The following is a 23,118-nucleotide window of genomic DNA, read 5'->3' as shown; positions in this document are numbered from 1 at the left end:
TCACATCCGGAAGACGCCGAAGCCGCCGCGCGCGCCCTCGAAGGGCGCGGTGTGCAGGGCGGACAGGCACAGGCCGAGGACGGTGCGGGTGTCGCGCGGGTCGATGACGCCGTCGTCGTAGAGCCGTCCGGACAGGAACATCGGCAGCGACTCGGACTCGATCTGCTGTTCCACCAGGGCGCGCAGGCCGGCGTCCGCCTCCTCGTCGTAGGGCTGTCCCTTGGCGGCCGCGGACTGGCGGGCGACGATCGACAGGACGCCCGCGAGCTGCTGCGGGCCCATGACGGCGGACTTGGCACTGGGCCAGGCGAACAGGAAACGCGGGTCATAGGCGCGTCCGCACATGCCGTAGTGCCCGGCGCCGTAGGAGGCGCCCATCAGGACCGACAGGTGCGGCACCTTGGAGTTGGACACCGCGTTGATCATCATCGCGCCGTGCTTGATGATCCCGCCCTGCTCGTACTCCTTGCCGACCATGTAGCCGGTGGTGTTGTGCAGGAACAGCAGCGGGATGTCGCGCTGGTTGGCGAGCTGGATGAACTGGGCGGCCTTCTGCGCCTCGGCGCTGAACAGGACGCCCTGGGCGTTGGCCAGGATGCCGACGGGGTAGCCGTGCAGGGCCGCCCAGCCGGTGACCAGGCTGGTGCCGTACAGCGGCTTGAACTCGTCGAAGTCGGAGCCGTCCACGATCCGGGCGATGACCTCGCGCGGATCGAACGGCGTTCTCAGGTCGCCGGGGACGATGCCGAGCAGTTCCTCGGCGTCGTACTTCGGCGGCTCGGCCGGGCCCGGGTCCGGGTACGCCTTGCGGTGGTTGAGGCGGGCCACCACGCGCCGTGCCTGGCGCAGGGCGTCGGGTTCGTCGACGGCGAAGTAGTCGGCGAGGCCCGACACGCGGGCGTGCATCTCCGCGCCGCCGAGCGACTCGTCGTCGCTCTCCTCGCCGGTCGCCATCTTCACCAGCGGCGGCCCGCCGAGGAACACCTTCGCGCGTTCCTTGACCATGATCACGTGGTCGGACATGCCGGGGACATAGGCGCCTCCGGCCGTGGAGTTGCCGAAGACGACGGCGATCGTCGGGATGCCGGCCGCCGACAGCCGGGTCAGGTCGCGGAAGATCGCACCGCCCGGGATGAAGATCTCCTTCTGCGAGGGCAGGTCGGCGCCGCCGGACTCCACCAGGCTGATGCAGGGCAGCCGGTTGGCGAGGGCGATGTCGTTGGCGCGCAGGGCCTTCTTCAGCGACCAGGGGTTGGAGGCGCCGCCGCGCACGGTCGGGTCGTTGGCGGTGATCAGGCACTCCACGCCCTCGACCACGCCGATCCCGGTGACCAGGGACGCGCCGACGGTGTAGTCGCTGCCCCAGGCGGCCAGCGGGGACAGCTCCAGGAACGGCGTGTCCGCGTCGAGCAGCAGCTCGATGCGCTCGCGGGCGAGCAGCTTGCCGCGCCCGCGGTGCCGTGCGACGTACTTCTCGCCGCCGCCCGCGAGCGCCTTGGCGTGCTCGGCGTCGAGGTCGGCGAGCTTGGCGAGCATGGCCTCGCGGTGCGCCCGGTAGTCGGGGCTCTGGACATCCAGCGCGGTGGGCAGGACGGTCACAGCAGGGCCTCCGGGATGTCGAGGTGGCGGGAGCGCAGCCATTCGCCGAGGGCCTTGGCCTGCGGGTCGAAGCGGTGCTGGGCGGCGACACCGGAGCCGAGCAGTCCCTCGACGACGAAGTTCAGGGCGCGAAGGCGGGGCAGGACATGCCGGACGACGGTCAGCGGGCGGGTCTCGGGCAGCAGTTCCTGGAACCTGTCGGCGGTCAGCTCGTGCGCCAGCCACCGCCAGGCCGCCTCCGAGCGCACCCACACGCCGACGTTCGCGTCCCCGCCCTTGTCCCCGCTGCGGGCCCCGGCGACCAGCCCCAGCGGCGCGCGTCGCACCGGGCCCACGGGCAGCGGCTGGGGAAGCTCCGGTTCCGCGACGGCCTCCAGTACGGCCGTCTCCCCCGGCGACGGCGCAGGCACCGGCACGCGCCGCCCGTCGTCCAGCACCGCGACGTGCCCGACGGCGTCCTGCGGGACGTACGCGGCCTCGAACACCCCGTAGGGGGCGCCCTTCCCGGGGGGTGCGAGCACATGGAAGCCGGGGTAACTGGCCAGCGCCAGCTCCACCGCCGCCCCGCTCAGCGCCCGCCCCACGATCCGCTGGTCGGGGTCGCGGACGACGAGCCGCAGCAGGGCGCTCGCGCTCTCCTCGGTGTCCGCGTCGGGCCGGTCGGTGCGGACCAGGTCCCAGCGGACCTCCTGCGGCGGCGACTTGGCCAGCGCCTCGGAGAGCTGTTCGCGCACGAGGGCCGCCTTGGCCTCGATGTCCAGGCCGGTCAGCACGAAGACGACCTCGTTGCGGAAACCGCCGAGCCGGTTGACGCCTACCTTGAGCGTGGGCGGCGGCGCCTCGCCGCGCACCCCCTCGATCCGCACCCGGTCGGGCCCGTCCTGGCTCAGTCGTACGGTGTCCAGCCGGGCGGTGACGTCGGGTCCCGCGTACCGGGCGCCCGCCGTCTCGTACAGCAGCTGCGCGGTGACCGTGCCGACGTCGACGAAGCCGCCGGTGCCGGGGTGCTTGGTGATGACGCTGCTGCCGTCGGCCTGGATCTCGGCCAGCGGGAAGCCGGGGCGGCGCAGATCGCGGCCGCCGTCGCGGAAGAAGGCGTAGTTGCCGCCGGTGGCCTGCGCCCCGCACTCCAGGACGTGCCCGGCGACGACCGCGCCCGCGAGCCGGTCGTACTCCCGCGGCTGCCACCCGAAGCGGGCCGCGGCCGGGCCGGTGACGAGAGCGGCGTCCGTCACGCGTCCGGTGACCACGACGTCGGCGCCCGCGCGCAGACAGGCGGTGATGCCGTGACCGCCGAGGTAGGCGTGGGCGGCGAGGCTGCCGGGGTGGTGCGCGGTGCGGTCGTCACCCTCGACGTGCGCCACGCGCACCGGTATCCCGAGCCGGCCGGCGAGCGTGCGGACGGCGTCGGCGAGCCCTGCCGGGTTCAGGCCGCCCGCGTTGGCGACGATCTTCACGCCGCGTTCGTGGGCGAGGCCCAGGCACTCCTCCAGCTGGCGCAGGAAGGTGCGGGCGTATCCGGCGGCGGGGTCCTTCAGCCGGTCGCGGCCGAGGATCAGCATGGTCAGCTCGGCGAGGTAGTCGCCGGTGAGGACGTCGAGGTCACCGCCGGTGAGCATCTCGCGCATCGCGTCGAAGCGGTCGCCGTAGAAACCGGAGGCGTTGCCGATGCGCAGCACGCCGCTCATCGTCCCGGCGCCCTCTGCCGACGCTCTGTCCTGGGGCGCGCCGCCGCTCATCGCGTCTCCCCCGTCGCCGGGCGGCCGGGGCCCGGCGGTCCCGCGAAGGCCTGGGCGATGTCGAGCCAGGTGTCGGCGTCGGGGCCGTCGGCGCGCAGAGCGAGGTCGGCGCGGTGGGCGCGCTGGGTGACCAGCAGGCAGAAGTCGAGGGCGGGGCCGGTGACGCGCTGGTGGGCGTCACCGGGGCCGTAGGTCCACAGGTCGCCGGAGGGGGCGCGCAGTTCGACGCGGAACTCGGCGGCGGGTACGGGCAGCCCGCGCACGCCGAAGGCGAAGTCCCGGGTGCGCACGCCGAGCCGGGCCACGTGGCGGAGCCGGTCGGTGGGCGGGCGCCGCACTCCGAGCGCGTCGGCCACGTCCTGGCCGTGCGCCCAGGTCTCCATCAGGCGCGCGGAGGCCATCGAGGCGGCGGCCATGGGCGGGCCGTACCAGGGGAAGCGGGCACCGGGCGGGGCCGCGCGCAACGCCTTGTCGAGCGCGGTGCGGCCTTCCCGCCAGCGCCGCAGGAGGGCGTCCGGCGGGAGGGCGGCGCCTTCTTCGGCGCCGTCGTCGACGAAGGTGTCCGGTGCGGCCAGGGCCTGCTCGACCAGGGCGCGGAAGCCGTCCTCGTCCGTGACGGCGCACAGGGCCGAACGGTCGGTCCAGGCGAGATGGGCGATCTGGTGGGCGACGGTCCAGCCGGGCGCCGGGGTGGGCAGGGCCCACTGCTCGGCGCTCAACCGGGCCACCAGAGCGTCGAGTTCATCGCTCTCGTCACGCAGGTCGTCGATCACGGGCGTCGGATCTGACATGGGGCGAGCATGGCAGCGGGCCTGGAAACAATCAAGCATGCTTGCATGATTTTTTCCCCGCCGCCGGCACGAGGAGGCTGCCGCCGGCACGAGGAGGCTGCCGTCGGCAGGCCGGAGACATGGGCGGATGCCTGGGAGAAACCGGCCGGCTGGCCGGTGGGGGCTGGTGAGGGACGGTCGGGGCCGATCGGGGCTGGGCAGGGCGGGCCGGGCGAAGCCCGGTCGGTCCCGGGCGAAGCCCGGCGGGGCCTGCCGAAGCCGGGGCTTGGGAGGGGCGAGTTGGGCAGGGCGGGAACGGGGCGGCCCGGGCGAAGCCAGGGCGATCCCGGGCCAGCCGGGACTTGGCGGGGTCGGGCCGGGAGGAGCGGCCGAGGTCGGTCCAGGCCGGGCGGAGCCAGGCGAGGCCGGTCCGGGCCCGGCGAGGCCGAGCGGAGCCAGGCAGAAGTCGGGCGGAGCAGCCGAGGCCGGCCGCGGGCCGGCTGGGCCAGGCGGGGGGCCGGGCTGGCGGGACGGACCGGGCGGGGTTGACCGAGCTCGGTCCGGGCCCGGCCGGGCCAGGCGGGTCGGTCCGGGCCCCGCCGGGCCAGGCGGGTCGGTCCGGGGCCGGCCGGGGCCGGGGTCGGGTCGGCCCGTGCTGTCTACGTGTTCTGGGTGCGCTTGCCGCGGCCCACCTGGGTTCGTACTGCGCCCATGCTTGCCGCGATGACGAGGGCGATGGCTACGGCCTCTGTCGGGGAGAGGGACTGGCCGAGGATCAGGAAGCCGGCCGTCGCGGCGATGGCGGGCTCGAGGCTCATCATGATCGCGAAGGTGGGGGCGGGCAGGCGGCGCAGCGCGAGCAGTTCGAGGGTGTAGGGCAGGACGGAGGAGAGCAGCGCGACCGCCGCGCCGAGGCCGAGGGTCACCGGGTCGACCAGTCGCGTGCCCGCCTCGGCGATGCCGAGCGGCAGGAACAGGACCGCGCCGACCGCCATGGCCAGCGCCAGCCCGTCGGCCTGCGGGAAGCGGCGCCCGGTGCGCGCGCTGAAGGTGATGTACGTCGCCCACATCGCGCCCGCCCCGAGCGCGAACGCGACGCCCACCGGGTCGAGGTCGCCGAAGCCGCCGCCGCTGAGCAGGAAGACGCCGCCGAGCGCCAGCCCGGCCCAGACGAGGTTGAGCGCACGCCGGGACGTCAGCACCGACAGGGCCAGCGGGCCCAGCACCTCCAGCGTGACCGCGGGGCCCAGCGGGATGCGGGCGACGGCCTCGTAGAACAGGCCGTTCATGCCGGCCATCGCGATGCCGAAGGCGACCACCGTGCCCCAGTCGGCGCGGGAGTGGCCGCGCAGCCGGGGCCGGCAGACCAGCAGCAGCACCACGGCCGCGACCAGCAGCCGCAGCGACACCACGCCGAGGGCGCCCGCCCGCGGCATCAGCGTGACCGCCAGGGCTCCGCCGAACTGCACCGAGATGCCACCGGCGAGCACCAGGCCGACGGGGCCGAGCGAGTCGAGACGGCGGGGTTGCGCGGCGGCCGCCGCGGTGGCCGGGGCGACCTCGGGGGTCGTCGCGGTGGCGGCGGACGTCACCGAGGCGGAGGGGGCGGTGTCGGGGCGGGTCACGGGCGATCCAGGTGCTCGTTCGGGGTGCTTGCTCGGCGGGAGGGCTCCATCAGTGTTCATGGGTGTTCATTGCGATGGACTGCCGAGTCCATCCTAATAGACTTCGTCAGGGGCGTGAAGCCCTCTTGCCACTGTCCCGGAGGGAGGGATTCCTGTCCAGGGCGGCCGCCAGTACCTCCGCCAGGTGCCGTCCCCGCACCCCGCCGAGCTGCTCCAGCTGCGTCCGGCAGGAGAACCCGTCCGCCAGCACCACCGCCCCCTGCGGCGCCTGCCGCACCGACGGCAGCAGCTGCTCCTCGGCGCACGCCGCCGACACCTCGTAGTGGCCCCGCTCGAAGCCGAAGTTCCCGGCGAGCCCGCAGCAGCCACCGCTCAGCTCCCCGGTGAGCCCGGCCGCCGCGCGCAGCCGGCGGTCCGCCGCGTCGCCCAGTACCGCGTGCTGGTGGCAGTGGGTCTGCCCGGTCACCGGGCGGTCCAGGACCGGCGGCGCCCAGCCGGGGGCGTATCTCTGAAGGGCCTCCGCGAAGGTCACCACCCGTCGCGCCAGCAGCGCGGCGCGGGGATCGTCGTGCAGCAGCTCGGGCAGGTCACCGCGCAGGGCGGCGGCGCAGCTCGGTTCCAGCACCACGACCGGCGCGTCCGTCTCCAGCACCGGAGCCATCAGCTCCAGCGTCCGCCGCAGTACCGCGCGCGCCTCGTCCAGCTGGCCGGTCGAGACATAGGTCAGCCCGCAGCACACCCGGCCCCGGCGGGCGGTGAGCAGCGCGGCCGCCGAGCGCGACCGCCCGTCCCCCACGGGCCGCCCGCGCATCCGCAGGGTCGGCGGCAGCACGACCCGCAGCCCGGCCTCCTCCAGCACCCGCACCGCCGCCCGGCCGACGGAGGGCGACAGATGCTCGGTGAAGGTGTCCGGCCACAGCACGACCAGCTCGCCGTCCCCGCCGCGCCGCGAGCGCTGCCGCCACCACCGGCTGAACGTCTGCCGGGCCACCCGCGGGATCTGCCGCTCGGCCGCGATCCCGCCCAGCCGCTTGCCCACCCGGGCCAGTGGCCGCACCGACGCCACCGCGTTGACCGCACCCGCCGCGCGCAGGGCCGCCACCCAGCGCAGCCACTGCGGCAGCCGCCCCATCGCGTAGTGCGCCGCGGGTCGGCGCCGGCCGGCGTAGTGGTGGTGCAGGAACTCCGCCTTGTAGGTGGCCATGTCGACGCCCACCGGGCAGTCGGAGCGGCAGCCCTTGCAGGACAGGCACAGGTCCAGGGCCTCGCGGACCTCCTTGGAGCGCCAGCCGTCGGTGACCACCTCCCCGGCGAGCATCTCGTGCAGCAGCCGGGCCCGCCCACGGGTGGAGTGCTCCTCCTCGCCGGTGACGCGGAACGAGGGGCACATCACGGCCGGCCCGGACACCGTCGTCGTACGGCACTTGGCGACGCCGACGCAGCGGCGCACCGCCGCGGAGAAGTCGCCGCCGTCGGCCGGGTAGCCGAACGCCACGTCCACGGGCTCGCGCGGGAGCACCGAGAAACGCAGACCGGTGTCCAAGGGGGCGGGGCGGACCAGCATGCCGGGGTTGAGCAGGTCGTCGGGGTCCCACACCGCCTTCGCCCGCTCGAACAGCGTGACCATCTCCGCGCCGTACATCACCGGCAGCAGCTCCGCGCGGGCCTGCCCGTCGCCGTGCTCCCCGGACAGCGAGCCGCCGTGCGCCACGACGAGATGGGCCAGCTCCTCGGAGAAGCGGCGGAAGCGGCCGATGCCCGCCTCGGTGAGCAGGTCGAAGTCGATGCGGACGTGGATGCAGCCGTCCCCGAAGTGGCCGTAGGGCGTGCCGCGCAGTCCGTGGGCCGAGAGCAGCGCGCGGAAGTCCCGCAGATAGGCGCCCAGCCGGGCCGGCGGCACGGCGCAGTCCTCCCAGCCGGGCCACGCCTCCGAGCCGTCCGGCATCCGGGTCGCCGTCCCGCTCGCGTCCTCCCGGATGCGCCACAGCGCCCGCTGCCCGGCCGGATCGGTCACCACCAGGGAGTCGAACACGTCCGCCGCGCGCACGATCTCGTCCGCGCGCGCCCAGGCCTCCCGCGGCGATGCGCCGCCCGTCTCCACGAACAGCCAGGCGCCGCCCCGCGGCAGCCCCGCCGGCGAGCGCACCAGGTCGGCCGCCATGCCCTCCACGGTCAGCGGCCCGTGCGGGAGCAGCCCGGCGGCGGCCTCGGCGGCGGCGCTCTCGTCCGCGTATCCCAGCACGGCCAGCGCCCGGGCGCGCGGCGCCTGGACCAGCCGTACGACGGCCTCGGTGAGCACCCCCCAGGTGCCCTCGCTGCCGCAGAACGCACGCGCGACGTCCGCGCCCTTCTCCGGCAGCAGAGCGTCCAGCGCGTACCCGGAGATGCGGCGGGGCAGCTCCGGGAAGCCGGTCCGCAGCCGCGCCAGCTCGCCGTCCACCAGCTCCCGCAGGCCGTCCGGAGCGCCCGCCCAGCCCTGCCCGAGCCGCAGCCGCCGACCACGCGCGGTGACGACGTCCAGTTCGCGCACGCTGTCCGCGGTGGTCCCCCAGGCGACCGAGTGAGAGCCGCAGGAGTTGTTGCCGATCATCCCGCCCAGCGTGCAGCGGCTGTGGGTGGAGGGGTCCGGGCCGAAGCGCAGCCCGTGCGGCGCGGCGGCCTCCTGGAGCCGGTCCAGCACGAGCCCCGGCTGGACGACGGCTGTGCGGGTGTGCGGATCCAGCTCCAGCAGCCGGTTCATGTGCCGGGTGAAGTCCAGGACCACGCCGGTGCCCGTCGCCTGGCCCGCGATCGACGTGCCCCCGCCTCTGGCGACCACCGGCACGCCGTGACCTCGGCAGATCTCCAGCGCGGCGGCCACGTCGTCGGCGTCCCGGGGCGCGACGACTCCGAGGGGGACGCGCCGGTAGTTGGACGCGTCCATGGTCACGAGCGCCCGGGCGGTCGCGCCGAAGCCGACCTCGCCCCGGACGGCCGCGCGCAGCTCGGCCTCGAGCATCTGAAGCCCTGCCAGATCCGTCATGCGTCCAGGATGCATCCGCTCACTGACAGTCACCGAGAGTTTTCCACAGCGGCACCCCTCCAGTCGTACAACCTCACAAGTCCGCCGCTTGGCGATCTTGTCTCATCGGACGGACACGTTTCCGTCCGGTTTCGCCCAGCCGATACCCTCCGACTCGTGGCCGACATCCAGATTCCCGCTGACATCAAGCCCGCCGACGGACGTTTCGGCGCGGGTCCCTCCAAGGTGCGGACCGAGGCGCTGGACGCCCTCGCCGCCACCGGTTCCTCCCTGCTCGGCACCTCCCACCGCCAGGCGCCCGTGAAGAACCTGGTCGGCAAGGTGCGTGAGGGCATCTCCGAGCTGTTCCAGCTGCCCGACGGCTATGAGGTCATCCTGGGCAACGGCGGCTCCACCGCGTTCTGGGACATCGCGACCCACGGTCTGATCGAGAACAAGTCGCAGCACCTCAGCTTCGGCGAGTTCAGCTCGAAGTTCGCCAAGGCGGCCAAGCTGGCCCCGTGGCTGGACGAGCCGACCGTCATCTCCGCCGACCCGGGCACCCACCCGCAGGCGCAGGCCGAGTCCGGCGTGGACGTGTACGCGTTCACGCACAACGAGACCTCGACCGGTGTCGCCATGCCGATCCAGCGCGTCGCCGGCGCCGACGAGGGCTCGCTCGTCCTGGTCGACGCCACCTCCGGCGCGGGCGGCCTGCCCGTCGACATCGCCGAGACCGACGTCTACTACTTCGCCCCGCAGAAGTCCTTCGCCTCCGACGGCGGCCTGTGGATCGGCGTCTTCTCCCCGGCCGCGATCGAGCGCGCCGAGCGCGTCCACGCCTCCGGTCGGCACGTCCCGGAGTTCTTCTCCCTGCCGACGGCGATCGACAACTCCCGCAAGAACCAGACGTACAACACCCCGGCGCTCGCCACGCTCTTCCTGCTGAACCAGCAGCTGGAGTGGTTCAACGGCCAGGGCGGCCTGGACTGGGCGGTGCGCCGCACGGCCACCTCCGCCCGCACCCTGTACGGCTGGGCGGAGGACGTGAAGTTCGCGACCCCGTTCGTCACCGACCCGGCCAAGCGCTCGCAGGTCATCGGCACGATCGACTTCACCGACGAGGTCGACGCGGCGGCCGTCGCCAAGGTGCTGCGCGCCAACGGCATCGTCGACACCGAGCCCTACCGCAAGCTCGGCCGCAACCAGCTGCGCGTGGCGATGTTCCCGGCGATCGACCCGGCGGACATCGAGGCGCTGACCAAGTGCATCGACTACGTGATCGAGCAGCTGTAGCCGCACCCGCTACGACGACGAGGGGCGCCCGGTGTCACACCGGGCGCCCCTCGCGCGTGTCAGCGTCCTAGGGCCTGTCGTTTGGATCAGGCCGGCCTCGGGCTGCGGTGCGTCTCGGCCGACCCGAGCGGGGTCTGGTGCGTGCAGCTGCAAGGCGGAGGAGGGCGCCAACGCGGAGCGTTGGCAACCGACGACAACGCGGCAGATGTGCGTGCCAGACCCCGCGACGCCGGGATGATCCAAACGACAGGCCCTAACCCCGCCGGAACAGCCGTCGCAGGCCGAACACGGCCAGGCACGCGGCGCCCACGGCCAGGGCGCCGGTCGTCAGGCCGATACCGCCCTGCCCGCCCCCGCCTCCCTTGGCCGCCGCCGCAGGCCCGTGACCGCCGCCCGAGCCGGCGGAGCCGCCCGGGGCGTCCTGGGCGACCACCTCACTCCCGGCGCCCTCGCTGCTGTAGAGCAGCTTCTTGCCGTCGACGGAGTAGGTGACGCCCTCGCCCTGCCCTTGCAGGGGCACGTTCAGCCGGCCGGTCTTGGCGATCCTGCCGCCGTTCCAGTCGTAGGTGATGCCGCCGAAGTAGCCGCGCACGACGAGGTGTTCGCCGTCCGGGGAGAAGGCGGCGTCGGTCGCCCACAGGTCGACGGGGGCGACCGGCCGGAAGAGATTGCTCCCGGAGGCGGACAGCTTCGCCGGGCCCGCGAAGAGGTGCCCGCCGTCCTCGTGCTTGTCGATGATGTAGACGCGGCCGGTCTTCGGGTGCACGACCAGGGACTCCGCGTCGCGCGGGCCGCCCTCGTACTTCACCACGTACTGCGTGGCCTTGACGGTCTGGTCCTTCAACTCCCTGGGCTCGGGCAGCCGGTAGATCCAGACGTACGGCCACCGGCCGCCGAAGTTGTCGCCGATGTCACCGACGTAGATCTCGTTGCCGGGCCCGATGGAGATGGCCTCGACGTCCCGGGGGGAGCCGATGCCCTTGAGGGTGACCCGGGCGACGGTACGGCCCGTCGAGCCGTCCACGGCGTACAGGTACGGCCCGTCACCGCTGTCGTTGTGCGTCCAGTAGATCCCGGGGTGCAGCCGGGAGGCGGCGAGGCCGCTGGACTCGGAGATGCGCGGGTCCTGGAGGGTGAACCCCTGGTCGCCGTCGGAGGCGGAGGCGGGCGCGGCGAGCGCACCCACGAGCAGGGCCCCGGCGAGCAGGGCGAACGGTCGGCGCATGCCCTCCAGCCTGCCATCCCGCCGCGCGGGACGTGATCCGTGGCCGGTTTCACACCCCACGCCGGGGTGCGGCTCACCGCGGATCGACCATGATGAGCGGATGCTCAGGTTCATGCCCGTCGGTGACTCCCAGACGATCGGCAGCGCGGGTGAACACACCTGGCGCTACCGCATGTGGCAGCACCTGTGCGCGACCTACGGCGGCCCGTTCGGGCTCGTCGGCCCGCGCGAGACGCTGTACGACCAGCAGGCCGGCGCGCCCGTGTCGTACGCCTACGCCGACCCGGAGTTCCCCCGCGCCCACCTCGCCGGCTGGGGCGAGGGCTGGCTGCACATGGCACCGCTGATCGAGGACGCGGTGCGCGAGCACCGGGCCGACGTCCTGCTCGTCGCCCTGGGCCTGATCGACCTCGGCTTCTACACCAACGCCGAGCAGACCGCCGAGAACGTGGCCGCCTTCGTTCAAGGAGCCCGGGCCGCCAACCGGCGGGTGCGGATGGTGGTGCTGCCGGTGATCCCCAATGTGCGGGCCGAAGGCGAGGCCGCGTTCGCGGCGGAGGTCGCCCGCTTCAACGAGCTGCTGGGCAAGGCCGTCGCCGACCTGGACGCCCCCGGCTCACCGCTCCTCCTCGCCTCACCCCCGAAGGACTACGACCTCCCCACCGACACCTACGACGGAACGCACCCGAGCGCCAGCGGCGAGCACAAGATCGCGGGCGCCTTCGCGGACGCCATGTGGCAGGCGTGGGGGGTCGGCGGGCCGTACTGCCCGTGACACGGTGACCGTGCGTATCGTTGTACTGCGCGGCTGTGCCTGTCCGTGGCGCAGCCGGGGAGGAGCGCCACGATGACCGTCGTCGAAGACAGGATCGAGATGGCCGACGCCGACGCCAACACCGAGCGCCTTGACGAGTGGTTCGAGCGGCTCGAGCGTATGCCCGTCCCCGAGGGATACAGGGTCGAGATCGTCGGGGGCAACGTTTTCATGACGCCGCAGCGGGACACACACTGGGACATCATCCGCCGCATCGTGCGGGCCCTGGAGGACAAGTTCGGAATGGACGTCAAAGCGTTCTCCGACGTGCGGATCGACTTCCCGGGCTACGAGAACGGCTTCTGCCCAGACGTCGCCCTGCTCAAGGATTCGGCGAAGAAGGACGACACGGGCCACTGGAGGTACCAAGACGTCGAGTTCGTCGCCGAGGTTATCTCCAAGGGGACGGCTCAAAACGACTACGGGCCCAAGAAGACCGCCTACGCGGCAGCCGAGGTCCCTCTCTACATCGTCGCCGACCCCTACCAGGGCCGCTGCTACGTCTACACCGACCCCAAGGACGGTGACTACCAGACGCGGACGCCCGTCGACTTCGGCGAGGACATCGACCTCACCGGCACTGTCCTCGACCTCGTCCTCAAGACCGACGGCTTCCCCCGCGACTGACGACACGCTCCACCACCTCCCGCAGCAGCTCACCGTCCACGAACGGCGCCTTCTCCGAGGGCGCCGAGCGCCATGACAGCGGCCACGTCATGCCGCTCAGCGCGGGCACGCCCACGTACGCCAGCGTTCCGTGACGACGCGTCAACGCCCGCACGCCGGGCGGCCAGCGGAACTCCGTCGCGGTTTGCGGAGGCAACAGGAAGTACAGGTTCCGGTCGCCGGCGACCTCGCGGACGACCGGGCCCGCGTCGAAGTCCGCGCACACCATCAGCTCCGTGGCGACGCGCTCGCCCTGGTCACCCGCGATCCGTACGGCGTCGAAGTGCACGCCGGCGTGGCGCAGCGCGTGACCGGAGGCGGGGATCCAGGCCGGGATCCAGGGCGCGTCGATTCTCTCGTTCATGCAGCAAAGGGTTGCGGCTCGTCACATACTGTGACCAGGGGTTCGCAAGGGCCGTGCGGGGCCGTGCATTTGGGGAGGTCGGTGTGCACACCGGTGAACGGGCGTCGGGGAACCTGGAGATGTTCGGCTCGTTGCTACGGTTTTTCCGCGAGCGGGCCGGCATGACGCAGGAGGCGCTGGCCCAGTACGTCGGCTACTCCAAGTCCCAGGTAGCCATGGTGGAACGCGGGGAGCGTGCCCCGAAGGGCCGGTTCGTCGAGATCGCCGACGACAAGCTCGGTGCACAAGGTGCACTCCTGGCGGCGAGCCGGAAGCTGGCGGTCAGCCGCTTCCCGTCATGGTTCGCGGACTACGCCGAGCTGGAGGCCAAGGCGACAGCGATCTACATGTACGCCAACCACGTCATCCCGGGGCTGCTCCAGACCGAGACCTACGGCCGGGCCATCTTCGAGGTCCAGCGTCCACCGCTGGAGGACGAGGAGATCGAGTCCCGGCTCGCCGCCCGCCTCGACCGGCAACTCGTGCTGCGGCGCAAGCCGGCGCCGGTCGCCTGCTTCGTGCTCGAAGAGCACATCCTGAGGCGTCCGTTGGGAGGAAAGCAGGCGCTGCGCGAGCAGTTGGAGCACCTGCTCGATGTGAGGAAACAGCGCAACGTCGAGATCCAGGTCATGCCGACGGACCTCGAAGAGCATGCCTCGATGAACGGCCCCATGATTCTTCTGGAGACGGCCGAACGCAGCCAGCTCGCCTATGTCGAAGGGCCCGGCGGTGGCTACTTCGTCAGCGAACAGCCGCACTTGGGTGACCTGTTCACGCAATATGGCATCCTGCGAGCCCAGGCACTCAGGCCGGAAGAATCGGCGCAACTGATCGACAAGGTGGCACGGGATCTATGAGCAGCGACCTGCACTGGTACAAGAGCAGCTACAGCGGCGGCCAGGGCGGCGAGTGCCTCGAAGTATCCGTCGCCACCGCCCCCGCCGCCGTCCGCCTCCGTGATTCCAAGACGCCCGCCGCCCCCCATCTCACCCTCTCCCCCGCCGCCTGGGCCGCCTTCCTCGGCAGCCCCTTGCTTCGAGCGCACTTCAAGCCGTTGGCTAAGGAGTCATGAAGTACACGCAGCTCGGACGCACCGGACTCAAGGTCAGCCGACTCGTTCTCGGCACGATGAACTTCGGCCCCCAGACCGACGAACCCGACAGCCACGCCATCATGGACGCGGCGCTGGACGCGGGCATCAACTTCTTCGACACCGCCAACGTCTACGGCTGGGGCGAGAACAAGGGCCGTACCGAATCGATCATCGGCAACTGGTTCTCGAAAAGCTCGCAGCGCGACAAGGTCGTCCTCGCCACCAAGGTGTACGGCAACATGGCCACCGACGGCGGTGACCCCTGGCCGAACCACGACAAGCTCTCCGCCGTGAACATCCGGCGGGCCGTGGACGCCAGCCTGAAGCGGCTGCAGACGGACTACATCGACGTCTACCAGTTCCACCACATCGACCGGAACACCCCGTTCGAGGAGATCTGGCAGGCCGTCGACGTCCTGATCCAGCAGGGCAAGATCCTCTACGTCGGCTCCTCCAACTTCCCCGGCTACAAGATCGCGCAGGCCAACGAGATCGCCGCCCGACGCGGCGGGACGATCGGCCTGGTCAGCGAGCAGTGCCTGTACAACCTGGCCGAGCGCCGCGCCGAGATGGAGATCATCCCGGCCGCGCAGGACTACGGCCTCGGTGTGATCCCGTGGTCGCCGCTGCACGGCGGTCTGCTGGGCGGGGTGATCAAGAAGGAGGCCGAGGGCGGTCGCCGGGCCTCCGGACGCGCCGCGGACACCCTGAAGGACCCGGCCTCGCGCGCGCAGATCCAGTCCTACGAGGACCTGGTCGACAAGCACGGCCTGGAGCCCGGCGAGGTCGCGCTGGCCTGGCTGCTGACCCGCCCCGGCGTCACCGGCCCGATCGTCGGCCCGCGCACCGCGCAGCAGCTACAGTCGGCGGTCAAGGCGAGCGAGCTGGAGCTGAGCGAGGAGCTGCTGACCGGGCTGGACGAGATCTTCCCCGGCCCGGGCCCGTCGCCGGAGGCGTTCGCCTGGTAGCGGGCCGAGCCGCCGCACGGCAGCCGTGAGGGGCGGCGGTCGGCTACTTTCCGACCGCCGCCGCCACGATCACCACCACGAACATCAGCACCAGCACAGCGGCCATGATCCGGTTACGGGTCTTCGGGTCCACGGCGTCGAGCCTAGCCGGACACGCCGAGTGACCAGCGTTCGACCGCCTCGTAACGGGGCTGCTCGCCGGGGACGCCCGAGCGCGGCAGATCGCTGCGCACGAGCACCAGCTCGCCGACCGTCCAGCGCGGCGAGGCGAACTCGTTCAGCGCCGCCAGGTATGGCCGTACGTCCACGGGACCCCGGCTTCTGGCCACCGTCAGGTGGGCCTTGTACCGGCGGTGCTCCCCCATGTCCACGCCCGCCTTGTGGCCGGCCGCCTCGGCGCGGTCCGCCAGCAGGCGCAGGGCGTCCACATCGCCGTCCGCGCCGGTCCACAGGGCCCGGCCGTGCCCGAACTGGCCGCCGCCGCGCAGGGCGATGCCGAAGGGGGCGGTGCGGTGGGCGGCCCGCGCCAGCCGCTCCGACAGCTCCGGTACGACGTCGTCGCCGACCTCGCCGTAGAAGGCGAGCGTGAAGTGCCAGCCGGGGCGGTCGGTCCAGCGCAGCCCGTCCGCGCCGGGGAGGTTCTTCAACGCGTCGACCTCGGCGGCGAGCCCCCGGGTGACGTCGTCGGGCGGCAGGACGGCGGCGAAGAGTCTCATGCGGCCAGTGTGCCCCGGGACGCGCACACCTGAGCGCGTCCTGGTCACCGTGCGTATCGTTGTACTGCGCGGCTGCATGCGACCAGGCGGCAGTGGGGAGGAGCGGCACGGTGACTGTTCTTGAAGACAGGATCGAGATGGCCGACAGCAGCGGCGAACTCACCCTCGACATGATGTTCGAGTGGCTGGAGAAGATGCCCGTCCCCGAGGGATACAAGGTTGAGATCGTCGGGGGGCACATCTTCATGTCACCGCAGCGGCAGAGTCACTGGGAGATCATCCTTGGTATCGCGGAGCAACTGCGCGCCAAGTACCCGCGGAAGCGCCTGGCATCGGACGTACGCATCGACTTCCCTGGACATCTCAACGGCTTCGCCTCTGACGTGGTGGCCATGGCGGAACGGTCCGTGAAGGATGACAAGGGCCGCTGGCGCCACCAGGACGTCGAATTCGTGGCCGAAGTGATCTCCAAGGACACCGCAGCCAACGACTACGGCCCCAAGAAGACGGCCTACGCTCACGCCGAGGTGCCGGTGTACCTGATCGTGGACCCGTACACCGCTCAGTGGCACCTCCACACGCTACCGAAGGACGGCGAGTACCACGCCGCCGTCAGCTTCGGTTTCGGCGACGACATCGACCTGACCGCCACCCCCGTGGGCCTGGTGCTCAGGACCGACGAGTTCCCCCGCGACTGAGCCCAGGCCCCCGGGAGGCTTACGCCGCTGTGGCCAGTTCCTCGCGCCGCTCCCGCGGGACGAGGCCGACGCGCGGGTGGCCGTGGTTCCAGCCGACGGACAGGCGCAGACCGCCCGCCCGAGCGAGGGCCAGGGCGATGCCGGTGGCCGCCAGGGCCGAGATCGCGCCGCCGGCCGCGAGGCCCGCCCGGACGCCGTAGGCATCGGTGATCCAGCCGGCGATGGGTGCGCCGATCGGCGTACCGCCCATGAAGACCATCATGTACAGCGCCATCACACGGCCCCGCATGGCCGGGTCGGTGGTCATCTGGACGCTGGTGTTGGCGGTGACGTTGACCGTCATGCCGAACATGCCGATGGGCGCCATGAGCAGGGCGAACAGCCACAGCGACGGCGCCGCGGCGGCCACGGTCTCCAGCACGCCGAACATCAGCGCCGCCCCGATCAGCACCCGCATCCGGGACGTGCCCCGGCGGGCCGCGAGCAGGGCGCCGGCGAGGGAGCCGACCGCCATGACGGTGTTGAAGAGGCTGTAGGAGCCGGCCCCCGCGTGGAAGACGTCGTCGGCGAAGGCCGACAGGTACACCGGGAAGTTGAAGCCGAAGGTGCCGATGAACCCGACCAGCGCGATCGTCCAGATCAGCTCGGGCCGGCCGGCGACATAGCGCAGGCCCTCCCGCAGCTGGCCCTTGCCGCGCGGCGCGCGCTCGACGACGTGCAGGTCACGGGAGCGCATCAGCAGCAGCGAGCCGATGGTGAAGGCGAAGGACAGGCCGTTGAAGAGGAAGGCGTAGCCCGTACCCACACCGGTGATCATCAGGCCGGCGACGGCGGGGCCGACCAGGCGGGCGGACTGGAAGTTCGCGGAGTTCAGGCTGACCGCGTTCTGCAGCTGGGCGGGGCCGACCATCTCGGAGACGAAGGACTGGCGGGCCGGGTTGTCGACGACCGTGGCGAGGCCGACCAGGAACGCGGCGACGTAGACGTGCCAGACCTGGACGTGCCCGGTGAGGGTGAGCGCGGCCAGCACGAGTCCGGTGACGCCCATCGCGGCCTGTGTGAACAGCAGCGTGCGGCGCTTGGGCAGCCGGTCGACGAGGACACCGCCGTAGAGGCCGAAGAGCAGCATCGGCAGGAACTGCAGCGCGGTGGTGACGCCGACGGCGGTGGCGGAGCCGGTGAGGCTGAGCACCAGCCAGTCCTGCGCGATGCGCTGCATCCAGGTGCCGGTGTTGGAGACGACCTGGCCCAGGAAGAAGAGGCGGTAGTTCCTGATCTTCAGCGAGCTGAACATCGAAGAGGAGCGAGAGGGGTAGTGGGTGGTCTTTGGTCCGGGGGCGGAAGGTGTTCCGGGTCCCGTACTCAAAAGCGTTCGCCTCCTTGGGTGGTGCGCTTACAGATGTGCGAGCTTCTCCAGCACGGGGGCGGCTGCGCGCAGCGCGGCCCACTCGTCCTCGTCGAGGTTCTCGACCAGGGCGGCCAGGAAGGCGTTGCGCTTGGCGCGGCTCTCGGCGAGCATCACCTCGGCCTGCTCGGTCTTGGTGACGACCTTCTGGCGCCGGTCCTCGGGGTGCGGCTCCAGCCGGACCAGGCCCTTGGCCTCCAGCAGCGCGACGATGCGGGTCATCGACGGCGGCTGGACGTGCTCCTTGCGGGCCAGCTCGCCCGGGGTGGCGCTCCCGCACAGGGAGAGGGTGCCCAGCACCGACATCTCGGTGGGGCTCAGCGACTCGTCGACCCGCTGGTGCTTGAGCCGACGGGACAACCGCATCACGGCGGAGCGCAGGGAGTTCACGGCGGCAGCGTCGTCGCCATGGGTGAGGTCCGGCATGTCCTTAGCGTAACTCATTACTCTGGCTAACAACTGCCGTACGCGCCCAGGTATGCCCGTGACTCCGGTCACTGATGCACCGGATCACTCATATGGGTGATCCGGGAGCGGAACGAGACACACCGGCCGGAACGCTGAGGCGACCCTCGTGGGCATGGGGACCAGCGTGCTCAGCCTGCGGATAGACGGGGAGCTGCTCGAAAGGCTCCGGCACCATGCGGCGAAAAGAGGAATGAGCGTCCAGGACTATGTCGTCCGGACGCTCATTCGCGATGACTTCGACGAGCGGTTCCAGGCCGCCGTCGAGGAGACGGAGAAGTTCTACGGGCTGACGTAGATCCCGGGGATCACGTGCGCCCGACCGGTGCGGCTCAGGTCAGACCCAGGGCCGGCATCAGGTAGTAGAAGGCGAAGACCGCCGAGACGACGTACATCGCCACCGGGACCTCCTTGGCCCGGCCGGCCGCGAGGCGCAGGGCCGTGAAGGTCACGAAGCCCATGCCGATGCCGTTGGTGATCGAGTACGTGAACGGCATCATCAGCATCGTCACGAAGGCCGGGATGGCGATCGTGTAGTCGGCCCAGTCGATCTCCTTGACCGAGCCGGCCAGGATCAGGAAGCCGACGGCGACCAGCGCCGGGGTGGCCGCCTGGGACGGCACCATGGTGGCGATCGGCGTCAGGAACAGCGCCACGGCGAACAGGCCGCCGGTGACCACGTTCGCCAGGCCGGTGCGCGCGCCCTCGCCGACACCGGCCGTGGACTCCACGAAGCAGGTGGTGGCCGAGGAGGAGCTGGCGCCGCCCGCGGCGACGGCGATGCCGTCGACGAAGAGGACCTTGTTGATGCCGGGCATCTGGCCCTTGGCGTCGGTCAGCTTGGCCTCGTCGGAGACGCCCATGATCGTGCCCATCGCGTCGAAGAAGCACGACAGCAGCACGGTGAAGACGAACAGGACGCCGGTCAGCACGCCGACGTGGTGGAAACCACCGAACAGGCTGACCTTGCCGACCAGCCCGAAGTCGGGCGTGGCGACCGGGTTGCCGGGCCACTTCGGGGTGGTCAGACCCCAGCTCGGCACCTTGGCGACGGCCTCGATGACCATGGCGATGACCGTCATGACGACGATCGAGACCAGGATGGCGCCGGGCGTCTTGCGGACGATCAGCGCGAGCGTGAGCAGCACGCCGAGGATGAAGACCAGCACCGGCCAGCCGTTGAGGTGCCCGGTGGCGCCCAGCTGGAGCGGCACGGTGGTGTGGGCGGCGTCCGGGATGCGGGAGACGAAGCCGGAGTCGACCAGGCCGATCAGCATGATGAACAGGCCGATGCCGATGGAGATCGCCTTGCGCAGGCCGTACGGGACGGCCGTCATCACGCGCTCGCGCAGACCGGTGGCGACGAGGAGCATCACCACGAAGCCGGCGAGGACGACCATGCCCATCGCGTCCGGCCAGGACATGCGCGGGGCGAGCTGGAGGGCGACGACGGAGTTCACGCCGAGGCCGGCGGCGAGCGCGATCGGCACGTTGCCGATGACGCCCATCAGCAGCGTGGTGAAGGCGGCGGTGAGGGCGGTCGCGGTGACCAGCTGGCCGTTGTCCAGCTGGTGGCCGTACATGTCCTTCGCGCTGCCCAGAATGATCGGGTTGAGCACGATGATGTACGCCATCGCGAAGAAGGTGGCCAGACCACCCCGGACCTCGCGCGCAAGGGTGCTGCCACGCTCCGAGATCTTGAAGTAGCGGTCGAGGGCGCCGTAAGCGGGCGCCTTGCCCGGCTGCTCGGGCGCGGGGACCTTGGCAGGTGCCGAGGTGGACATTTGTGGGTTCCTACGACTAGAAAGGGACACAGACAAACGGTTTCAGTATGAACATATGAGTTCCATGATTGCCATCTCCGCGCGTAGACCGGAACGGCTCGTAAGCTGTGCGTCATGGCGAAGTGGACCCCGCAGCACGAGGCGCCGGAACCCCTCGAGGGCCCGGTCGTAGCGACCATCACCGGCGGCACCATCCTGTGGTTCGTCCTCTTCCTGGCCCAGCTGCCCTTCTACGGCTGGTTCGACGACCACGGGCACACCTGGTGGGTGTGGACCTGCCTGGCCGGCGGCGGCCTCGGCCTGATCGGCATCTGGTACGTCCGCAAGCGCGACGCGGCGCTCAAGCGGGCCGCGGACCGGCAGGAGAACGCCCAGGAGGGCTGATCCCCGGGTTCCCCCGGCGGCTCCTGCCAAGGGGTGAACGCCCGTCTCTCCCCGTACCGTCGAAGGCATGACGCACATCGACGCGGGCGCCGGACTCGACCCCGCGCACCGCGTGCCGGTGCCGTCCGTCCCGCCGACCGGGCTGACCGGCGCCCAGGTCGCCGAGCGGACGGCGCGCGGACAGGTCAACGACGTGCCGGTGCGCTCCAGCCGCTCGCTCACCGAGATCGTCCGCGCGAACGTCTTCACCCGGTTCAACGCGATCATCGGTGTGCTGTGGCTGGTCATGCTGGTCGTCGCCCCCATCCAGGACAGCCTGTTCGGCTTCGTCATCCTCGCCAACACCGGCATCGGCATCGTCCAGGAATGGCGGGCGAAGAAGACCCTCGACTCGCTCGCCGTGATCGGCGAGGTGCGGCCCGTCGTGCGGCGCGACGGCACGGCCACCCGGATCGGCACCTCGGACATCGTCCTCGACGACCTGCTGGAGATCGGCCCCGGCGACAAGGTCGTGGTCGACGGGGTGTGCGTGGAGGCCGACGGCCTGGAGATCGACGAGTCGCTGCTCACCGGAGAGGCCGACCCGGTGCTCAAACACCCCGGCGATCCGGTGATGTCCGGCAGCTTCGTCGTCGCGGGCGGCGGCGCCTTGCAGGCCACCCGGGTCGGCCGCGAGGCCTACGCCGCACAGCTCGCCGAGGAGGCGTCCCGGTTCACGCTCGTCCACTCCGAGCTGCGCACCGGCATCTCCACCATCCTCAAGTACGTCACCTGGATGATGGTGCCCACCGCGATCGGCCTGGTGATCAGCCAGCTCGTGGTCAAGCAGCACGGCATCAAGGACTCCGTCGCCCGCACGGTCGGCGGCATCATCCCCATGGTCCCCGAGGGCCTGGTGCTTCTGACCTCCGTCGCCTTCGCCATCGGGGTGATCCGGCTGGGCCGCAAACAGTGCCTGGTGCAGGAACTCCCCGCGATCGAGGGCCTCGCCCGCGTCGACACCGTCTGCCTCGACAAGACCGGCACCCTCACCGAGGGCGGCATGGACGTCACCGGCCTGCGCCTGCTGAACGGCTACGACGAGACCTACGTCCGCCGGGTGCTCGGCGCGCTCGGCGAGTCCGACCCCCGGCCCAACGCCAGCCTGAAGGCGATCATCGACGCCTACCCGGACACCGAGGAGTGGCGCTGCACCGAGTCGCTGCCCTTTTCCTCCGCCCGCAAGTACAGCGGGGCCTCCTTCAGCGAGGGCGGCGGCGAGTCCAGCACCTGGCTGCTGGGGGCGCCGGACGTGCTGCTCGCCGACGACGACCCGGCGCTCGCCGAGACCGGGCGGCTCAACGAGGACGGGCTGCGTGTCCTGCTGCTGGCCCGCGCCGACCGCGACCTCGACGACGCACGGGTCGCGCAGGGCGCCCGCCCCGCCGCCCTGGTCGTCCTGGAGCAGCGGCTGCGGCCCGACGCCGCCGACACCCTGCACTACTTCGCCGAGCAGAACGTGCGCGCCAAGGTGATCTCCGGCGACAACGCGGTCTCCGTCGGCGCGGTCGCCGCCAAGCTGGGGCTCAAGGGCACGGCGGTGGACGCGCGGCGGCTGCCCGGCGAGCGGGAGGAGATGGCCCGGGAGCTGGACGAGGGTACGGTGTTCGGCCGGGTCACCCCGCAGCAGAAACGGGACATGGTCGGGGCCCTCAAGTCCCGCGGGCACACCGTCGCGATGACCGGCGACGGCGTGAACGACGTCCTCGCGCTCAAGGACGCCGACATCGGTGTCGCCATGGGCTCCGGCTCGGAGGCCACGCGGGCGGTCGCGCAGATCGTGCTGATGAACAACAGCTTCGCCACCCTGCCCTCGGTGGTCGCCGAGGGCCGGCGGGTGATCGGCAACATCACCCGGGTGGCGACGCTGTTCCTGGTGAAGACGGTCTACTCGGTGCTGCTGGCGATCCTCGTGGTGTGCTGGCAGGTGGAGTACCCGTTCCTGCCGCGCCACCTGACCCTGCTGTCCACGCTCACCATCGGCGTGCCCGCCTTCTTCCTCGCCCTCGCCCCGAACAAGGAACGGGCCCGCCCGCACTTCGTGCGCCGGGTCATGCGGTACGCGATCCCCGGCGGGCTGGTGGCGGGGGCCGCGACCTTCGTGACGTATCTGCTGGCCCGGCACCACTACACGGGCCCGGGCTCGCTGAGCGCGGAGACCAGCGCGGCGACGCTGACGCTGTTCCTGGTCTCGATGTGGGTCCTGGCGATCATCGCCCGCCCGTACACCTGGTGGCGGGTGGCGCTGGTCGCGGCGATGGGCGCCGCCTTCCTGCTGGTGCTGGTGGTGCCGTCGCTCCAGCGCTTCTTCGCGCTGAAGCTGGTGGGCATGGAGATGCCATGGCTGGCGGTCGGCGTCGCGGTCGTCGGGTCCGCGGTGCTGGAGGCGCTGTGGAGGTGGGTGGACCGCCGCTTCCCGGCGTGAGAG

Annotated in this window: 21 protein-coding genes; 10 read left to right on the top strand and 11 right to left on the bottom strand. The window is 71.7% G+C overall.

Going from position 1 to position 23,118, the window contains the following annotated elements; all coding sequences use genetic code 11:
* The 5 genes from ACZ64A_RS21465 to ACZ64A_RS21445 all read right to left on the bottom strand — a co-directional run bounded on the left by ACZ64A_RS21465 (position 1) and on the right by ACZ64A_RS21445 (position 8,755).
* Entirely contained in the window at positions 1–1,599 is a 1,599-nt protein-coding gene (locus tag ACZ64A_RS21465; RefSeq protein WP_469812176.1) for an acyl-CoA carboxylase subunit beta, read from the bottom strand.
* The gene (locus ACZ64A_RS21460) at positions 1,596–3,287 is read right to left on the bottom strand and encodes an acyclic terpene utilization AtuA family protein (RefSeq protein WP_469812582.1); all 1,692 of its coding nucleotides are present in this window, start codon (positions 3,285–3,287) and stop codon (positions 1,596–1,598) included. The genes ACZ64A_RS21465 and ACZ64A_RS21460 overlap by 4 nt, the downstream gene beginning before the upstream one ends.
* A 47-nt stretch (positions 3,288–3,334) precedes the next feature.
* A complete protein-coding gene (locus tag ACZ64A_RS21455; protein ID WP_469812174.1) occupies positions 3,335–4,129 on the bottom strand; it encodes a TIGR03084 family metal-binding protein in 795 nt (264 codons plus the stop codon).
* Between the two features lie 638 nt (positions 4,130–4,767).
* Positions 4,768–5,793, bottom strand: a complete 1,026-nt coding sequence (locus ACZ64A_RS21450; protein ID WP_469812172.1) for an EamA family transporter — start codon at positions 5,791–5,793, stop codon at positions 4,768–4,770.
* 46 nt (positions 5,794–5,839) lie between these two features.
* Entirely contained in the window at positions 5,840–8,755 is a 2,916-nt protein-coding gene (locus ACZ64A_RS21445) for an FAD-binding and (Fe-S)-binding domain-containing protein (protein WP_469812171.1), read from the bottom strand.
* A gap of 156 nt (positions 8,756–8,911) precedes the next feature.
* On the opposite strand from ACZ64A_RS21445, the gene serC reads away from it, so the two are divergent.
* On the top strand, positions 8,912–10,030 hold the full coding sequence (gene serC / locus ACZ64A_RS21440) for a phosphoserine transaminase (protein WP_469812170.1): 1,119 nt from the start codon (positions 8,912–8,914) through the stop codon (positions 10,028–10,030).
* A 253-nt stretch (positions 10,031–10,283) separates the two neighbouring features.
* On the opposite strand, the gene ACZ64A_RS21435 is transcribed toward serC, so the two are convergent.
* Positions 10,284–11,255: a TolB-like translocation protein gene (locus ACZ64A_RS21435; RefSeq protein ID WP_469812168.1), complete on the bottom strand. Its 972-nt coding sequence runs from the start codon at positions 11,253–11,255 to the stop codon at positions 10,284–10,286.
* Positions 11,256–11,355: 100 nt separating this feature from the next.
* On the opposite strand from ACZ64A_RS21435, the gene ACZ64A_RS21430 reads away from it, so the two are divergent.
* Entirely contained in the window at positions 11,356–12,030 is a 675-nt protein-coding gene (locus ACZ64A_RS21430; protein WP_469812166.1) for a GDSL-type esterase/lipase family protein, read from the top strand.
* Positions 12,031–12,102: 72 nt separating this feature from the next.
* The gene (locus ACZ64A_RS21425; protein WP_469812165.1) at positions 12,103–12,696 is read left to right on the top strand and encodes a Uma2 family endonuclease; all 594 of its coding nucleotides are present in this window, start codon (positions 12,103–12,105) and stop codon (positions 12,694–12,696) included.
* Here the strand turns inward: ACZ64A_RS21425 and ACZ64A_RS21420 are convergent.
* Positions 12,668–13,099, bottom strand: a complete 432-nt coding sequence (locus ACZ64A_RS21420) for a hypothetical protein (RefSeq protein ID WP_469812163.1) — start codon at positions 13,097–13,099, stop codon at positions 12,668–12,670. The two genes, ACZ64A_RS21425 and ACZ64A_RS21420, sit on opposite strands and share 29 nt — an antisense overlap.
* Positions 13,100–13,182: 83 nt before the next feature.
* On the opposite strand from ACZ64A_RS21420, the gene ACZ64A_RS21415 reads away from it, so the two are divergent.
* From ACZ64A_RS21415 to ACZ64A_RS21405, 3 genes are read left to right on the top strand one after another with little or no spacing between them, the layout of a single operon-like run.
* Positions 13,183–13,995 carry a helix-turn-helix domain-containing protein gene (locus ACZ64A_RS21415; protein WP_469812162.1) on the top strand — a complete coding sequence of 271 codons (813 nt, stop codon included), beginning with the start codon at positions 13,183–13,185 and terminating at the stop codon, positions 13,993–13,995.
* Positions 13,992–14,210 (top strand): DUF397 domain-containing protein, encoded by a 219-nt coding sequence (locus ACZ64A_RS21410; RefSeq protein WP_469812160.1) that lies wholly within the window; start codon positions 13,992–13,994, stop codon positions 14,208–14,210. The genes ACZ64A_RS21415 and ACZ64A_RS21410 overlap by 4 nt, the downstream gene beginning before the upstream one ends.
* Complete coding sequence (locus ACZ64A_RS21405; RefSeq protein ID WP_469812158.1) at positions 14,207–15,199, top strand: aldo/keto reductase; 993 nt, start codon at positions 14,207–14,209, stop codon at positions 15,197–15,199. Before ACZ64A_RS21410 ends, ACZ64A_RS21405 begins: the two co-directional genes overlap by 4 nt.
* Positions 15,200–15,342: 143 nt before the next feature.
* On the opposite strand, the gene thpR is transcribed toward ACZ64A_RS21405, so the two are convergent.
* Complete coding sequence (gene thpR, locus ACZ64A_RS21400; RefSeq protein ID WP_469812157.1) at positions 15,343–15,915, bottom strand: RNA 2',3'-cyclic phosphodiesterase; 573 nt, start codon at positions 15,913–15,915, stop codon at positions 15,343–15,345.
* Positions 15,916–16,025: 110 nt separating this feature from the next.
* Here thpR and ACZ64A_RS21395 point away from each other — a divergent pair, with 110 nt between their 5' ends.
* Positions 16,026–16,613: a Uma2 family endonuclease gene (locus ACZ64A_RS21395; protein ID WP_469812155.1), complete on the top strand. Its 588-nt coding sequence runs from the start codon at positions 16,026–16,028 to the stop codon at positions 16,611–16,613.
* Between the two features lie 19 nt (positions 16,614–16,632).
* On the opposite strand, the gene ACZ64A_RS21390 is transcribed toward ACZ64A_RS21395, so the two are convergent.
* Together ACZ64A_RS21390 and ACZ64A_RS21385 are read right to left on the bottom strand one after the other, a co-directional pair.
* A complete protein-coding gene (locus tag ACZ64A_RS21390; RefSeq protein WP_469812154.1) occupies positions 16,633–17,907 on the bottom strand; it encodes an MFS transporter in 1,275 nt (424 codons plus the stop codon).
* A 99-nt stretch (positions 17,908–18,006) separates the two neighbouring features.
* Entirely contained in the window at positions 18,007–18,444 is a 438-nt protein-coding gene (locus tag ACZ64A_RS21385; RefSeq protein ID WP_361631456.1) for a MarR family winged helix-turn-helix transcriptional regulator, read from the bottom strand.
* A gap of 154 nt (positions 18,445–18,598) precedes the next feature.
* Between ACZ64A_RS21385 and ACZ64A_RS21380 the strand changes: the two genes are divergently transcribed.
* Entirely contained in the window at positions 18,599–18,781 is a 183-nt protein-coding gene (locus tag ACZ64A_RS21380; protein ID WP_110636649.1) for a ribbon-helix-helix protein, CopG family, read from the top strand.
* A gap of 34 nt (positions 18,782–18,815) precedes the next feature.
* Here the strand turns inward: ACZ64A_RS21380 and ACZ64A_RS21375 are convergent, their stop codons facing one another.
* Complete coding sequence (locus ACZ64A_RS21375; RefSeq protein ID WP_469812152.1) at positions 18,816–20,267, bottom strand: NCS2 family permease; 1,452 nt, start codon at positions 20,265–20,267, stop codon at positions 18,816–18,818.
* Between the two features lie 114 nt (positions 20,268–20,381).
* Here ACZ64A_RS21375 and ACZ64A_RS21370 point away from each other — a divergent pair, with 114 nt between their 5' ends.
* Positions 20,382–20,651: a DUF2530 domain-containing protein gene (locus ACZ64A_RS21370; RefSeq protein WP_469812150.1), complete on the top strand. Its 270-nt coding sequence runs from the start codon at positions 20,382–20,384 to the stop codon at positions 20,649–20,651.
* A gap of 67 nt (positions 20,652–20,718) precedes the next feature.
* A complete protein-coding gene (locus ACZ64A_RS21365) occupies positions 20,719–23,115 on the top strand; it encodes an HAD-IC family P-type ATPase (protein WP_469812148.1) in 2,397 nt (798 codons plus the stop codon).
* The last annotated feature ends 3 nt before the right edge of the window (positions 23,116–23,118 follow it).

It is taken from the genome of Streptomyces sp. NPDC104814 (assembly GCF_055583185.1).
This window is presented reverse-complemented; position numbering and strand designations above follow the sequence as displayed.